Genomic DNA, 14,237 nt, shown 5'->3' on the forward strand with positions numbered 1-14,237 from the left:
AGCTTCGATTATGCGGAAAAGGTTTGCGAATAAGGTTCGGCCATGGCGACCACGACTTTACGCGGCCCGCGAAACGGGGCGCGGGCGTGGGCCGCCAGCATGTTGTCCAACATCATCACGTCGCCGGTTTGCCAGGGAAAACTGACGGTCAGCTCGTCCAACACGCCGCGAATTTCCGCCAATACGCCGTCTTCTATCGGGCTGCCGTCGCCGTAATAGGCGTTGCGCGGCAATTCTTCCGGTTCTAGCACCGCCAGCAGCGCCTCGCGCACGTCCGCTTCCAGATTAGAGACGTGAAACAAATGCGCCTGGTTGAACCATACCCACTCGCCGGTTATCGGGTGGCGGGCGGTGGCCTGGCAGATTTGCCGGGTACGCAATTCGCCGTCCGCCAGCCATTCGCAGTCGATGACGTGCTCGCGGCAATAGCGCTCCACGACCGCCGGGTCGTCGCTGTTGAACACCTGGTTCCAAGGCACATCCAAGCCATTGCCGTAATTACGCACGTACATCAAGCCGTGCTTTTCGAAGCGGCGGCGGATGGCCGGATCGATGCGACGGTAGATTTGCCGACTGTCGGCAATAGGCGTTTCCCCGCCCTGCTCGGCCACCAACTCGCTGTAAAACCAGATTTTCAGCGGCCATTCGCGGGTGTAAGCCTGTTCGTTGTGCAAGGGAATAGCTTGGTGGGGCGGGTATTCGGTCGAGGTGTATATACCGGCATCCACTCGGGTGCGCGGCGTGGAGCCGAATTCGTAACTCAACAGCGGGTGGCCGAAACCGGCGGCAAAGTCTTTGAATTGCGTAATACCGTCGACCGCGAAATCGCGGAACAATAAGCCGCCGCATTCGAGCAGCCGCTGCTGCAACAACTCGCCGAACCGAGTGACCACATCTTGCAGCGCCACGCCCGGAATTTCCGGCCGTATAAGCAATGGCAGGAGGCCGCCCGACGATAAAGGCTCTATGTGCAATGCAACTGTGGCATTCGCTGCCGATGCGATACTCGTAATCATCAAAATTACCGTGATCTATGAATTGAAATTCGTGCGGAGCCAAGCCTGTCCGGCCGTTTCCCGTACTTCAAGACGCCGAGGTGTTTGCCCTGGGAAGCGCTTTCGCACCAGGTATAGAGGCAGGGGGAGAATTCCTTTTCCATTGCCTCCCAGGACAAACACCGCGTCAGCCTGAATGACGCCGATTCGAGGGGCGCTATCGTCCGCTAGAGCGGGCCGCTCGCAGCCTGCGCAAGTTCGCCGCAACATGCGGCTGCCACGCGGTAAGGTTGTAACGTCTGTCCGAAAAAGCGCAAAAGCTCGGACTCGCAAGCGCGCAAAAAGAAATGGTCTCCGTCGAACATCTGCAACGAACAGCCGCCGCTGCTCTCTTCGCGCCAAGCCAGTAGCGCTTCCTTACTGATCGCATCGAGGCTGCCGCCCAGAACGTACAGCGGCATAGCCAACGGCGGGCGCGTCTTTCTGCGGTAGCCGGCGCACAGCGCGAAATCGGCTTTGAGCACCGGCAACAACAAGGCCATCATCTCGGCGTTAGCCAGAATTTCGCTGTCTGTACCGTTTAAACGCTGCAACTCCCGGCGCAATTCGTTATCGGTTTGCAAATCGGCGTAACGCTCGGTTCGCCGGCACAGCGGTGCCTCGGCCGCTGACAATATCAACGCGCATGGCTGCGGCCCGCCGCATTCTTGTAAAACATGGGCCAACTCGAATGCAGCTAACGCGCCCAGGCTGTGGCCGAATAATGCGAACGGCGCCGAAATTGCCGGTATCAGAGTCGCGGACAGCTCGTCCAGCAAAGCCGGCCATTCGCGCTGCAAGTCTTGCTGCCAGCGCGCGCCGCGCCCCGGCATTTCCACCGGCACGGCCCGCAACCAGTCCGGCAGGCGCTGTTGCCAGCGCAAGTAAACGGCCGCGCTGGCACCGGCATAAGGCAGGCAAAAAAGCTGCATCACCGGCTTAGCTCTCCTGACCTTCCATGAACTTGCGCAAGCTTAACGGTCGCATGTCGGTCCAAACCTGTTCGATGTACTCCAGGCAGTCCTTTTTTAGGCCCGATTTGCCGACCGTGCGCCAACCGTTGGGCACCGGCTTGTAGTCCGGCCATATCGAATATTGTTCTTCATGGTTGACCACAACCTGAAACACGGTGTCTTCGCTATCGATGCTCATAAATTCGTCAAATACAAAATTGCTCGAAAAATACTTCCCGCGACAACAGCATCATCGCGGCACGTTTATGCGGAAAATCGAATTCCTTCAGCTTGCAAAAGCCGGCTTGCTGCATGTAGCCGATCATCTTGGCGTTGTCGGCGCGCGGCTCGGCCACCACGTTGCGGGTACGCGGATCGTCCAGAAACATGAAATGCGCCAGAGAAGGCAACCAAGCAGCCACCCGCTGCGGGCCTCGCCAACGCTGTTCGCCGACCAGCATGTGCACGCCGCGATCGTAATCGTCCGCCGGGTAGTAAGGCGCGATGCGGTCTTCCTTAGCCCAATAAATCTCGAAATAGCCGAAAGGCTGGCCGTCGAAACAACCGAATACCGGCTGCATGTGCGGATCGTTAGTCACTTTGTCCAAGTATTCGCGGTGCATGGCTTGGCTGCCGGCCAATTCCCAAAACGCCGATACTCTAGGGTCGTTATGCCAAGCGTGGAAGGTATCCAAATCGGCATCCAGATCGACACTGCGAAACGACACCCGCAAGTCCTGCTCAGGCAAATAGCGTCGATACAGTTCCCCGGCCGGCAACGGCGGGCGCAGCGGATGGCGCTTGCCGTCGCTGACGACGTAATGCAAAGGGAAAGGTTGTTGACGCAGCTGCGGTAAAAAACTGTCGGAGAGTTGCCGCAACATGCTGCGCTTGACGGTGACCAGCTCTTCTTGTGAGCCGGCGATGGCGATTCCGCCGCTGATCAAAGCCGCCGCGATGCCGCGGGCTTGGATCCGCAACACGACTTCCCTGTTAGCCGGCCGCCGGTCGAACCAGGCTTGCAAGGCCGGCAATAACGCGGCCGGGCTACTGTCGCCGGCCGCTACAACGACGCTGCCGTCTGCGGTTTCGCACAGACTTGACTGAGGCTGCCGATCGCTATCGGCAGCGTACAAATCGATTTGCAGATTGTCGTAACAGGTTTGAGAGAGTGTCATAGCGCTGGTTACACCTTGGAAACAGTCAGGTTAGCGGATTAAAAAGTTATGCGAATAATAACGATTCTCATTTAATATGTCAACCAAACAATTGCTTTCCTCGTCGCGCCGCTCGCCCGTTACCCGCTTCATGCAGCTCGGCCCTATCCGACTTTATATATCTTCGCCGCCAGCCCGGAGGTTTCCGCTCCGGCATTTTCGGCAGCTTGCCCGCCGACCCAGCGCATCGGCGCCGGAAAAGGATCGACCTTGTAAACCGGCCTATCCAGCAAACTGTTGATGATTACCGCGGAACGCCAAGCCGCCAAGCTTAGCTGGGCGTCGGCTACGCCGTGGCTGTTGCGGCCGGCGTTCAGCATGTAGATGCGATGCCGGGCCGGGCCGTCCCAAGGCAATCGATAGTCCTCGCTCAAACGCGGCAGCCCCTCCCGGTCCAAGTCCAATCGTTCCAGCAACGGGGCAAGACAATCCGGTAATTGGTAGCGGTAACCGGTCGCCAGCACGATGCGATCGACGGTTACCGACTCGTCGCTGCGATTGAAACCGTTGCGCATATGCAAGTGGTAAGCGCCTTTGTCTCGGCCGGCCAGATGCACTTCCCGATACGGCAAAATCGCATACGGCGTGGTGTCGCGATTCAAGAAATCGCCGTCGTACAAATATTGCGACAGGACTTGCAAGGTGGCCGGGGACACGCCGTCGCCGGTCAGCTTGTGCGAGGCGACAATCGGCAACTTGCGCGCTTCCGGCAAGGCATGAAACTGGCGCACGTAGTCCGGGGTGAAATATTCGTTGGTGAAGGCGGTTTCATCCAACGGTTCCAAATTAGGCCGGCGACTGATCCAGACGATCTCCTCGGCCTTGCCGCGGTTGCCGGCCATCAAATCCAGAAATATCTCCGCCCCGCTTTGCCCGCCGCCGATAATCGCCACCCGCTTGCCGGCTACCGAAAAGTCCGAACCGACGTATCCGTGACTATGCAGACAATACTCGCCGACGTAGCGCTCTATCCAGGTGGGAAGGTGCGGGCGCATGCCGGTCGCTACCGCCAAGTGCCGAGCCGCAAGCTCTTTACCGCTTTCGCAGCGCAAGCGGAAACCGCCGTCGCTAAACCGGATGTGTTCGATGCCGTCGCCGAATTGCAAGCAGGGCAATTGCTCGGCAGCCCAGCGCAAATAATCGGCAAATTCCAGCCGCCGCACCCTGGGGTAATCGGCATTGACAAAACGGTAAAACCGGCCTTTTTGTACCAGATAGGCCAAAAAACTATAGGGATTGCTAGGGTCTATCGGGGTTACCAAGTCTTTTAAATACGAGGTCTGCATTTGCGTACCCGGCAGCATCATGCCGGGATGCCAGTTGAAACGCTCGCGGCGCTCGAAGAAGCGCGCCCGGCAGTCCGGCACTTTAGCCAGCAAGGCCGCCAAACTGAGATTAAAAGGCCCGACGCCGATACCGGCCAGATCAAGAATGTCGCTCATTGCTGTGTCCTAACTGAAGGGTGATTTGAAAAGTGGTAACGCATGCCGAGCTCAGTGCGGCAGCAAGATCGTGCGCCGGACGGCGGCTTGCGCCACCCGCTCGGCTGAAGTCAACAGGGGAAAACCGGCACCCGTGCGCCAGGCGCCGGTCATGTCCCGGTACTGCGCCGCCAAGGGATTGCCGGATTGGCCGGTACCCAGCACAAATAGGGACCTGTCCGGCTCCGCCAAGTCGTAAATAGCCCGAAACGCCGGCCCGGCCTCGCCGACGTAACGTCCCGACGCTTCGTCGTAACGGTAACCGCTGACGTTGACGCTATCCATGCCGCCGGGACTGGAGGTTTCGACGTTGAACCAAGCGGACAGCCACGGCAAGCCGCCGAACGCCGCGTGACGAAACAAACTGGGATGCGCCTCGCCCCAGCGCCACGCCCGCATATCTTTTCCGAAATGCTCGCGCAGATTGTGCAAAGCCCGTTGCAGCGCGGTCTGCATGGCAGCCGCGCATGGCACGGTATCATCAGCGGTTTGCGCCGGACACCAGCGCGCGGCGGCGCCGTCCCGGTCGGTCAGGACGCGGGCTAAAAACGGCGGGTTGTAATCGCCGACTTGCTCGAACAAATCGCCTAGCGGCTCGCGATACAGCACAGCCGCCAATTGCCGCAACCATTCGGCGAAAATCAAGGGCTGCGGACTGTCTTCGCGCATGCCGCCGTCCCAAGCCCGCAGCAAAACCAAGGCCTGCTGCGTTTCCAGCGTAGCCGGTGTCGCCAATAGAAAAGGCAACAGTTCAGAGGCAAGCGGGTTGGCGATGTCCGCCTGTATTGCGGCGAAAGAAGCCGTGTCGTGCCGTTCGGTGGCATCCAGCAAGGCCGAGATGCGCTCGGCCCGATACGGCAAGGCCCAGTTGGCGGTGATGAAATAGGGATAGTTGGGCGGGGTGATGTCTTGATTGGCAGTGACGATTTTGCCGTCGGCGGCTCCGGTTTGTTGCGGCAAGTCGTCGAACGGGATCCAGCCTTGCCAATCGTAACGACTATCCCAACCCGGTGCGGGCAGGCGGCCGGACAACACGTTCCGTTGATCGCGCAGCGGCACCCGGCCGGCGGCGATGAAGCCGATTTGTCCTGCCGCATCCGCATAAACGATGTTTTGCTGCGGCGCGTGAAAGTCGCGGGCCATTTGCCGTAATGCGTCGGCATTCGCCGCGGTGCCGGCGTTCAGAATAAAACGGATGGTGCTATCGTCGGCGGCCAAGCCGGACCAGTTCAAAGCAATCGCCAAACCGTCGGACGCCAGCTGAGCGGCATCCGGGTCGGCATCGGACAACAGCGGCCCGTGACGGCTCAGGCGCACGGTTAAATTTTCCGTTTGTCCGCCCTTAATCCGGATCGTTTCGTCGATACGCTCGAACTCGGCCGCACCCTCCGGGGTTCGATAACGCTGCGTTTGACCCGGCAAGGTTTGTTCGAAATATAGGTCCTGGCTATCCGGACCGGTATTGGTGAAAGCCCAGGCGACTTGGCGGTTGCGTCCCAGAACGACGCCGGGAATACCGGGCAAGGTCGCGCCGATTGCATCCAAACCCGGCGCGTGCAAATGCGCGAAATACCACAGCGATGGCGCGGTCAGGGGCAGATGCGGATCGTTGGCCAAAATGGGTTTACCGCTAATCGACCGACTGCCGTCCACGGCCCAGTTGTTGGAACCGACTGCTTGTTTGGCCGGCAAGCGGCCAAATGCCAGCAAGCGTTCGGTCAGGCTATGCGTTGCCGCCGCATTCCCCGGATATTCGGGCAACCCGGCCACGGATGCGTACGGGTAACCTGGAAACAAATCGGCGATGTGCTTAGGCGGCAAGCGTTGCTGCAATTTGAAATTCAGCAACTCCTCCCACCAATTGCCGGACAGATTCCAGGCCAGGGTTTTCAACCAGACCAAGGAATCCTGCGGCTGCCACCGCTCCGGACCAGCGCCGAGCAGGTAGTATTCGACCGGCAACCAATGCGCCTGGTCCAGATAGGCGTTGACCCCGTCGGCATACGCCTGCAGCGCCGTGCGCGTGGCTTGATCCAACTGTTGCCAATTGGCCTGCGCCGCACGCTGCAAGCCCAACACCCGGAAAAACCTATCCTGCGGCAAAGCCTGTTCGCCGAGCAGTTCCGCTAACCGGCCGGAGCCGGCCCGCCGGTTCAAATCCATTTGCCACAAGCGCTCCTGCGCGTGCAGATAGCCCAAGGTCAAATAGGCGTCGGTTATGCTAGCCGCGTACACGTGCGGCACGCCGTAACGATCGGTGACTATTTCCACCGTGTCGCTCAAGCCCGCCGCCGACAACTTTTCCGGCCCTTGATCCAATCCGATGAACAAGCCGCCGCCGATAGCCAAGCACAAAACCAGACTCAGCGACAAGCCAAGCGGCAGCGCCCGGATATTTACAACGCAATGTGCGGCTGTCGGCATTGGTTTACTCTGTCTGCTTTGCTTGTCAAACGCGGATAAGGTCTCGGGATTTGGGTCGATTAACACCCAACACGCCGAATAAAGCCGTTAAAAACAACCAAACGGCACCCGGCAACGGCACGGCAACCGGAGTTTCGGCATAGGGCGCGCCTTGCGCTACCCCGGCAATGTCGAAAGCAACCTGGGCGATGCGCGAACCCGCGGCAGCGGATAAATCGAATAAGTAGGCGCTATCGTCGGGGGCAAAAGTTAAATCCCAAATCAGTAGCGATTGATACACCGCATATTCGACCGAGTCCATGACCACGGTATTGCCGGTGTCGGTCAATGCCACATAGTCCGCACTCAAGCCGTTCAGCCAAATGTTGTCGTAATCGACGCCGTCGCCGTCCAACGTTACCCAAGCTTCCAACTGCATGGCAACCCGGGTGACTTGATCTACGGCTTGCGCGGCGTATCCGGAAATATCCGCGTAGGCGAATATCGACTCGCCGTCGTTGGCCAGATTGCCGTAAGCGTCGATTGCGGTGCCGTCCCAGCTATTCCAGCCGAAGCTGGCACCGCTTAGCCCGTAGCTTCCGGCCAACAACTGGCCGTCCGCGTTGAAGGTATCCCATTCGGCATAAACCGTCCCCGCGTCACCGCGGCTCCAGCCTCCCCAAACCGCTTGCTGCGGCTTGTCGAACCCGTAGCCTGCCTGGTAAGGATCCATGCCGTTGGCGATATCCGCCACCGCGGGTAGTGCCTGCGTCAACAATCCTGCCGCCAACACGATTGCAAAAGAATGATGTTTCATAGTCGAATTCCGGTTGATATTGATGAATTGCGGCAGCCGGCTTTACCTCAGCCGGCTGCTTTCGGATTTAGGGAGGCGAGTCTATTGCAGTGAGCAGGACTGATCGTCATCCGCGGTAATTTCCAGACTCCAGCCACCCTTGATCTCGCCGGCGAACCAATAGAAATCGTCGACCACGTACAACTTCCATTGGCCGGACGGATCCGCACCGTTAAAGGTGGCGAGTTTCGGACCGTTGGTGACGATTTTGTAAGTGCTTTCGTCGCCGGGGGTCGGAGTGGTCAACACCGTGGTAGGGGTCAGTGCAATCGAGGTTTCCGGATCCTGCAGTTCCACGGGGGCCGGTGCCGGGAAATGGTCGGTATCGGGATTGTTGTCGTAATCGCTGGGTTTGTAGGTACGCAATGCGGTATCGGTCCATACGTCCACCCACTCTTCGTAGATGACGTTGTAAAGCGCATTGGTGGTTCTATTGCTCAAGCGACCATTGTTGCGAGTAGTACGCGGCAACGGCAAGGTTGCGGAATCGTCGAATTTCCAATTCAGGTTTTCCGCGACGATGCCCAACACCCCACCCTCAGGGGTCGCACCGGCCGAACTGACGTTAGACGCCAGCATCACGTATTGGCCGTTCGGCCCCACCAACAGCATGTCGACGTCGTTTAAATAGTCGTGATACAAGCCTTTGATGGTTACGTTGACGTCCTTAATTTTCGCGCCTTTCGGGAACGCGCTTTTCGGAACGTTAATCATCGAAGGATAGGTTTTGGCTGCTTTTACCGGAACCGCCGGCGCACCTTCCGCAGTGTATGTCTCCAACAGCGCGGCGCACTCCGGCAACTCCGGATCGGCGCAGGTGTCTTGAATCACGATCGGGCGCGGATTGGCGAAGGTTCTGGTAACCGCATCGGCATTGACCGAAGCGACGGGCAAGCCCGCCAGCAGCGCTACCGCAGCGGCTAACGGCTTGGCTTGAACACGTGACAAAGTATGCTTCATGAATATTTTCCCTAAATAACAATTGAGATGACTGTGGCTGCATTCCCGTTCGAAAACCTCGCTAAGGAGGCATTAAAAAACGAAATATTTTCGAAATGAGAACGATTATCATTTTGTTAAACAAACACAGACTTGTCAACCTGTTTTGTTCAGCACACTGAAGCCTCAATTGATTTCGGGACTATTTCCCCATTGGGTTTAAAGAATCCAACCCTTTGTAACGCTTTATGAAATCCAAATCTCGCCTATGCAATGTAATCTAAAGTTTCCTACAAATTCCTCAAGCCATCATGCCAAGCAACACGGCGAACAGAGGATTTTCGGGAGTGGCCGGGTCTGGGGCAGCTTTTCATTACTATGAACGTCATGGTGAGGGGACACATAGCCGCTATTCGCAAGGCCATCATCGCGACTATGCGTCGCTCCTACCAAGCTAGCTTCATTTACCGGAGCGATTGTCAGGTCTTCATGATCGTTAGTTGGGGTGATAACCATACATGCCCATTATCCCCCCGAGTAATGCGGAATCGCCTAGCAGACGCAGTAAAAAACGCTGTACATACAATCACTAGCGCCTGCTTTTAATCAGCCTGACCTAGTCTGAGTTAGGCTTGCAAACCGCCTGAACTTACGAGCAGGAAAATTTTGGTTGCTTTTTTTAATTGAGAATGATTATCATTTGAAAAAAGTCACTCGCCACGTGAGTACACCTATGAAAATGTTTTCATCACTTTTTAAAGCACCCGCCACGGTAAAACTGGAAATCGAGCCGCGCTACTTGGCCGTACTGATTGCAAACGGCCAACTGCATGCTACCGATTTCCGCTGTCTGGACCTAAATTCCAAGCAAATCGTTTGGAAACTGCTGCTGACGCTTGCCAAGGCTAAGCTGAACGGCAACGACAGACTCGCGGAAAGCGGCTAGACAGCGGCCCGATCAAACGCGTCCATCCATATCCCGGAGATTAATCCATGTCGAAAAAACCTTGTACTCACGAATACTTAGCCACTAACGAGAGCGGTAAAGTATTGATTTGCCGCGAATGCGGAGTAGTTCATCTGCATCTGCACAATATGTCCTTGCGCCTGGACGAACAGCAATTCGCCAGTTTTGCCGCGTTGATGAATCAAGCGGCGCGCAACGTCGCCGACAACGCCATGGCTAAACGCCCCAGCCTGACTTTAGTGCATTAATTCAGATTATGACGCTGCTGCGTTTATTGTTTAACCGCTTCAAAACCACTTTATTACTGGCGATTCTGTTAAGCCTGGCCAGTGCCGGGCTTTCGGTGGCGGTTATCGCGTTCAGCAACGAACGCTTGCTACAAACAACGGGTGACTTGCAAACCACGCTATTACAGTTTTCTGGCTTGCTGGCAGCTGTTTTGATCATTGGCACCGCCTCGCAAATCTGCATGACCAAACTTGGCCATCGCTTGGTGTACGAAATGCGCCGCACCATGGTCAAGCGTATTTTGGATACGGAATTGCAGCGCCTGGAGTGGCTAGGCCCCGCCCGCTTGTTAGCCAGCTTGAACGGCGATACCAACCGCTTGACCTCCGCCTTTATCGGCCTACCTTCGGCACTGTACGGTTTGGCGCTGAATCTGGGCAGTTTTGCTTACCTGGCCTGGCTATCGCCGCGGCTATTCGCCGCAGTAGCCGGCTGGATGGCTGTCGGCGTGGCGATAGCCTGGTTGCTGCTTAACCGCACCCATCAACACATAGCGGCGGCCCGCTACGTCGAAGACCTGTTATACGAGGACTATCAAGCCGCACTCTACGGCCGCAAGGAATTGGCCTTAAACCGCGACCGGGCAAAACGCTTCTATAACGACGAATTCGAAACCAACGCCCAAACCAGCCGCAACTGCGAAATTCGGGCGGACATTTACAACGCGTGCAACGAAAACTGGGCCAACGCCATGATATTAGGTGCCATAGGCTTGGTATTTTATTTGGTCAACGCCCTGGCCTGGGAAACATCCGCCGTTGCCACCACCTACGCCGTGACGATTTTATTCTTGCGCACGCCCTTGACCGGTTTGATCGCCGCCATTCCCGGCTTAATCGGCGGCAGCGTGGCGCTGGCGAAATTGGACAGCCTGGAACTCCCCTGCTACAACCCTAAGTTTTCCGTTGCGCAAACCGCCGCAACCGCAACGTGGCGGACGCTGACGTTAAAAAACGTCGAATACCGCTACCCCGCTCTTGAAAACGGCAACCCGTTTTCGGTGGGGCCTATCGACTTCGAACTGCGGCGCGGTGAACTCGTGTTTCTGATCGGCGGCAACGGTAGCGGAAAAACCACGTTCAGCCGCTTGCTGACCGGACTGTACCGTCCGCAAAACGGGCAATTGCTGCTAGACGGCCACCCGCTGACCGAAGCCCATCGTCCCGCTTACCGCAGTCTGTTCTCCAGCGTGTTTTCCGACTTTTATTTGTTTTCGCGCTTGCTGGGCCCGAATGGAGCCGATGCCGATCCGGAGCAAATCCGTTTTTGGCTAAACCAATTCGGTTTGGCGGACAAGGTAACCGTTGAAGACAGTAAACTATCGGATACTAACTTGTCGCAAGGCCAACGCAAGCGTTTGGCGCTGATAGCCGCACTATTGGAAGACCGGCCCGTGTTGGTGTTGGACGAATGGGCGGCCGATCAAGACCCGGAATATAGGCGCCGCTTTTACAGCGAGTGGTTGCCGCTATTGAAAGCCAGCGGTAAAACCGTGCTTGCCATTACCCACGACGAACATTATTTTTCCGTCGCCGACCGCATTGTGAAAATGGACGAAGGCCGCATCCACGCGCTAGAGACACGGCAGGGCCCGGTTTTTCCGGTTAGTCGATATTCGGTTTCGGATTGGCCGTAAATCCCCCGGAAATAAAGGAAGCGGGAAAATTTCAAACGCCATGCTTATCGAACCATAGCCGGCTAGCGCTTAAGCCCCTCTCTGTGTCCCACTTAAAACGGGCAGCCGCTATCGGTTCGCTTGCAGGCGTTGCCGCAATGCCGCAAGCGAAGCTAAAGCTCTAACATCGCCGGCGACGTCCTCGACTTTAAACAACTTCAGTCCATAGCCGGCGTTCGGCCTATTTGAAAGGCGAACGATAGTTAAGCGGTAAAACAGTTCTTCATAGTAATGCAACGCCAGCTCGGTTGGCGATACCGGCCAATGCGCGTTCAACAAGAAAGACTGGTTAGGCACGATTAAGCGCTTACTCGCCAAAGCTTCGAAACGCGTCCCCAGCAGCAGGAATTCGTTCGATTCTTCGAACGGACAATCGTAAGAAGTAATCAACAAATAACCGGCATCGCATTGATATTGGGCTTCGATGAAATAGCCCGGTAGCGACACCCCGGTATCCAAGCCGGCAAAATACAAACGGCTCGTACTCGGCCAGGTTTGGTATGGGCCAGGATGATTTTCCAAGCTGAAGTGATCAATCGGATGCATCGGAAACTCTATGGCTTAAGAGGCCGCCGGCTCAAGCCGATTTTCTAACGGCCTTAATTATGCCGCTACACGCAAATCCGTGCAGCCGGCAGCCTGATCTTGACGGCAATACGTTGCACATCCGCTCTCTCCCAATCGAATAGAGGCCGGACAAGAATCTAACGCCTAAACAAATCTTTTTTCAACCATTACTTTCCGAAATTGCGTTTGCAAATTGATCGTCAACCCAAACCTGCGGTCATTCGATTCGGTTCCAGCGGTTCGGATCCAGTTAAAAATTAAATTTCCCGGTTGAAAACAGACTAATTCGCCCACCCGGATAGACGGCGGGCATTGACGCACCGAATGCGGGTTAGCCGAAGCAATTACCCATTTTCCGGGATCAAGATTGGCCACTCATACGACAAACGGGTTTTATTGCACCGGTATTTTGCATTCATTGCGTTGGTCGCGAAGCGGAAGATGCCATTCTTTGAAATCGATCGGCAGCTCCAATAACGGGCCGGTCGCGCAAAATTTCACGCTGCCGTCTTGGCTGAGGTACAGACTACCTTTTAACTTGGCTGCCAGTTGATAGTTGGAACAAACGGAATTATCCATAAAACCCTCGAAACGCTTGGATCGGCGCTCACTTTGCGAAATTCGACTTAAACCGAACTTAAGCCCGCCGCTTGCGGTTTTGCCCCATGCCCCGAGTCAGGAGCGGCGCGTTGCCGATCTCCCGCTCTTATGCCACCATATCCTGAAACCGGTCACGACCAGCACGGCAATGGCCAAGCCCAGCACGGATACCGCCACGCGCCCCGGTAAGCCGGCTATCCGCCCGCTGTGCAAGGGCAATTGCCAAGCGTCGAAAATGTCGGCGGCCGTACCTTGGCCCGGCAAATAGTCGTCCAAGTATGCGGCAGTTTGGCCGTCGTAATACAGATAATCCGCCCCTAAGCCGTCGGCATCGCCGTATCCGACCCCGAAAATGCCGTATTGGGCGTTATAAAACACGCTGGAGCGCTGCTTGGTCCAGTGCCGCGCGTCGGCCTCTATTTGCGCCCGATCCAAGACCATGACGAAAGATACCGCAGCTTCGACCGGCTCCGCCTCGGCCCGGTCGTCGCGCGCATCGAACGGGCTAGGGGTAAAATCGCTAAACAGGCCGACTAGCGGCTCGAACAAGGCATCCCGCAAATTCAGCGAAATCGCCGAAACCGACAGGATCAGCAAAAACCCGGAAAGCCATAAGCCGCCGGCCCTATGTAGATCGAAATTCAAGCGTTTGCCTCGTGCGCCGGGTTTAATCCGCCAAGCGGTGCGCCAAGATTGCCGGCTGGCCCCGGCCTCCCGGCGGACTAGCGCTAAGGCCGTTTGCGGTAAGCTCAGATAAAAACCGATCAGGGTTTCCAGCAGCACGATCACCGCTACTATACCCATCACCCACAAGCCGATCTCGCCCGGCAATTGCAAGCTGTAGTGCAGCACGTAAACGCATGGGATCAGCTGCTTGCGTTCCAAGCCGCACGCCCCCCATATTCGCCCGCCCAACACTTTGCCGTCTACCGGATCGACGAACACCTCGTCATACGCCGCCGGCATGTCGGCTTGCGTAGGCCTCAGGGTAATTTTCGCCGCGCGGCCGGCGACGCGTTGCAGTGGTAACGACACCACACGGTATTCGGGTAGCTCGCGCTGCAAGGCGGACAGCAGTTGCGCGTCGGTTAGCGCCGCGCCCTGAGCGGAGCTATAAAACAGCTCGGGGTTCAGCCACGCGTCCAATTCCTGCTGGTAGGCGATGATGCACCCGGTCAAACTGGCTTGCAACAAAAACAAGGCGGCGGTCAAGCCAAGATAGCGGTGTAAGCGCGCCCAAAGCTTTCGCATGGCGGG

14 protein-coding genes are annotated in these 14,237 nt (G+C 56.9%); 3 read left to right on the forward strand and 11 right to left on the reverse strand.

What is annotated here, in order from left to right; all coding sequences use genetic code 11:
- Positions 1-8 precede the first annotated feature (8 nt).
- The 8 genes from F1E05_RS16120 to F1E05_RS16155 all read right to left on the reverse strand — a co-directional run bounded on the left by F1E05_RS16120 (position 9) and on the right by F1E05_RS16155 (position 8,904).
- Entirely contained in the window at positions 9-1,016 is a 1,008-nt protein-coding gene (locus F1E05_RS16120; protein WP_150050252.1) for a TauD/TfdA family dioxygenase, read from the reverse strand.
- 206 nt (positions 1,017-1,222) lie between these two features.
- Complete coding sequence (locus F1E05_RS16125) at positions 1,223-1,966, reverse strand: thioesterase II family protein (protein ID WP_150052037.1); 744 nt, start codon at positions 1,964-1,966, stop codon at positions 1,223-1,225.
- A gap of 7 nt (positions 1,967-1,973) precedes the next feature.
- Positions 1,974-2,186 (reverse strand): MbtH family protein, encoded by a 213-nt coding sequence (locus F1E05_RS16130; RefSeq protein WP_150050254.1) that lies wholly within the window; start codon positions 2,184-2,186, stop codon positions 1,974-1,976.
- A 7-nt stretch (positions 2,187-2,193) separates the two neighbouring features.
- On the reverse strand, positions 2,194-3,165 hold the full coding sequence (locus F1E05_RS16135; protein WP_150050256.1) for a GNAT family N-acetyltransferase: 972 nt from the start codon (positions 3,163-3,165) through the stop codon (positions 2,194-2,196).
- Between the two features lie 143 nt (positions 3,166-3,308).
- Positions 3,309-4,646, reverse strand: a complete 1,338-nt coding sequence (locus F1E05_RS16140; RefSeq protein WP_150050258.1) for a lysine N(6)-hydroxylase/L-ornithine N(5)-oxygenase family protein — start codon at positions 4,644-4,646, stop codon at positions 3,309-3,311.
- A 51-nt stretch (positions 4,647-4,697) separates the two neighbouring features.
- Positions 4,698-7,109, reverse strand: coding sequence for a penicillin acylase family protein (locus F1E05_RS16145; protein WP_150050260.1), 2,412 nt, complete (start codon positions 7,107-7,109; stop codon positions 4,698-4,700).
- 25 nt (positions 7,110-7,134) lie between these two features.
- Positions 7,135-7,905 carry a hypothetical protein gene (locus tag F1E05_RS16150; RefSeq protein ID WP_150050262.1) on the reverse strand — a complete coding sequence of 257 codons (771 nt, stop codon included), beginning with the start codon at positions 7,903-7,905 and terminating at the stop codon, positions 7,135-7,137.
- 81 nt (positions 7,906-7,986) lie between these two features.
- Positions 7,987-8,904, reverse strand: coding sequence for a hypothetical protein (locus tag F1E05_RS16155; RefSeq protein ID WP_150050264.1), 918 nt, complete (start codon positions 8,902-8,904; stop codon positions 7,987-7,989).
- Positions 8,905-9,616: 712 nt separating this feature from the next.
- Between F1E05_RS16155 and F1E05_RS16160 the strand changes: the two genes are divergently transcribed.
- Genes F1E05_RS16160 through F1E05_RS16170 form a run of 3 tightly spaced genes read left to right on the forward strand, consistent with a single transcriptional unit; the run spans position 9,617 to position 11,774 of the window.
- Positions 9,617-9,829 (forward strand): hypothetical protein, encoded by a 213-nt coding sequence (locus tag F1E05_RS16160; protein WP_150050266.1) that lies wholly within the window; start codon positions 9,617-9,619, stop codon positions 9,827-9,829.
- A 47-nt stretch (positions 9,830-9,876) separates the two neighbouring features.
- Positions 9,877-10,098, forward strand: a complete 222-nt coding sequence (locus tag F1E05_RS16165; protein WP_150050268.1) for a DUF6686 family protein — start codon at positions 9,877-9,879, stop codon at positions 10,096-10,098.
- Between the two features lie 8 nt (positions 10,099-10,106).
- On the forward strand, positions 10,107-11,774 hold the full coding sequence (locus F1E05_RS16170) for a multidrug ABC transporter permease/ATP-binding protein (RefSeq protein WP_150050270.1): 1,668 nt from the start codon (positions 10,107-10,109) through the stop codon (positions 11,772-11,774).
- Between the two features lie 108 nt (positions 11,775-11,882).
- Here the strand turns inward: F1E05_RS16170 and F1E05_RS16175 are convergent, their stop codons facing one another.
- The 3 genes from F1E05_RS16175 to F1E05_RS16185 form a co-directional block, all read right to left on the reverse strand.
- Positions 11,883-12,359: a hypothetical protein gene (locus tag F1E05_RS16175; RefSeq protein ID WP_150050272.1), complete on the reverse strand. Its 477-nt coding sequence runs from the start codon at positions 12,357-12,359 to the stop codon at positions 11,883-11,885.
- Positions 12,360-12,773: 414 nt separating this feature from the next.
- On the reverse strand, positions 12,774-12,959 hold the full coding sequence (locus F1E05_RS16180; RefSeq protein WP_150050274.1) for a BTB/POZ domain-containing protein: 186 nt from the start codon (positions 12,957-12,959) through the stop codon (positions 12,774-12,776).
- Positions 12,960-13,055: 96 nt separating this feature from the next.
- Positions 13,056-14,231: a PepSY-associated TM helix domain-containing protein gene (locus tag F1E05_RS16185; RefSeq protein ID WP_150050276.1), complete on the reverse strand. Its 1,176-nt coding sequence runs from the start codon at positions 14,229-14,231 to the stop codon at positions 13,056-13,058.
- Positions 14,232-14,237 lie beyond the last annotated feature (6 nt).

Source organism: Methylomonas rhizoryzae, from assembly GCF_008632455.1.
Taxonomy (GTDB): Bacteria; Pseudomonadota; Gammaproteobacteria; order Methylococcales; family Methylomonadaceae; genus Methylomonas; species Methylomonas rhizoryzae.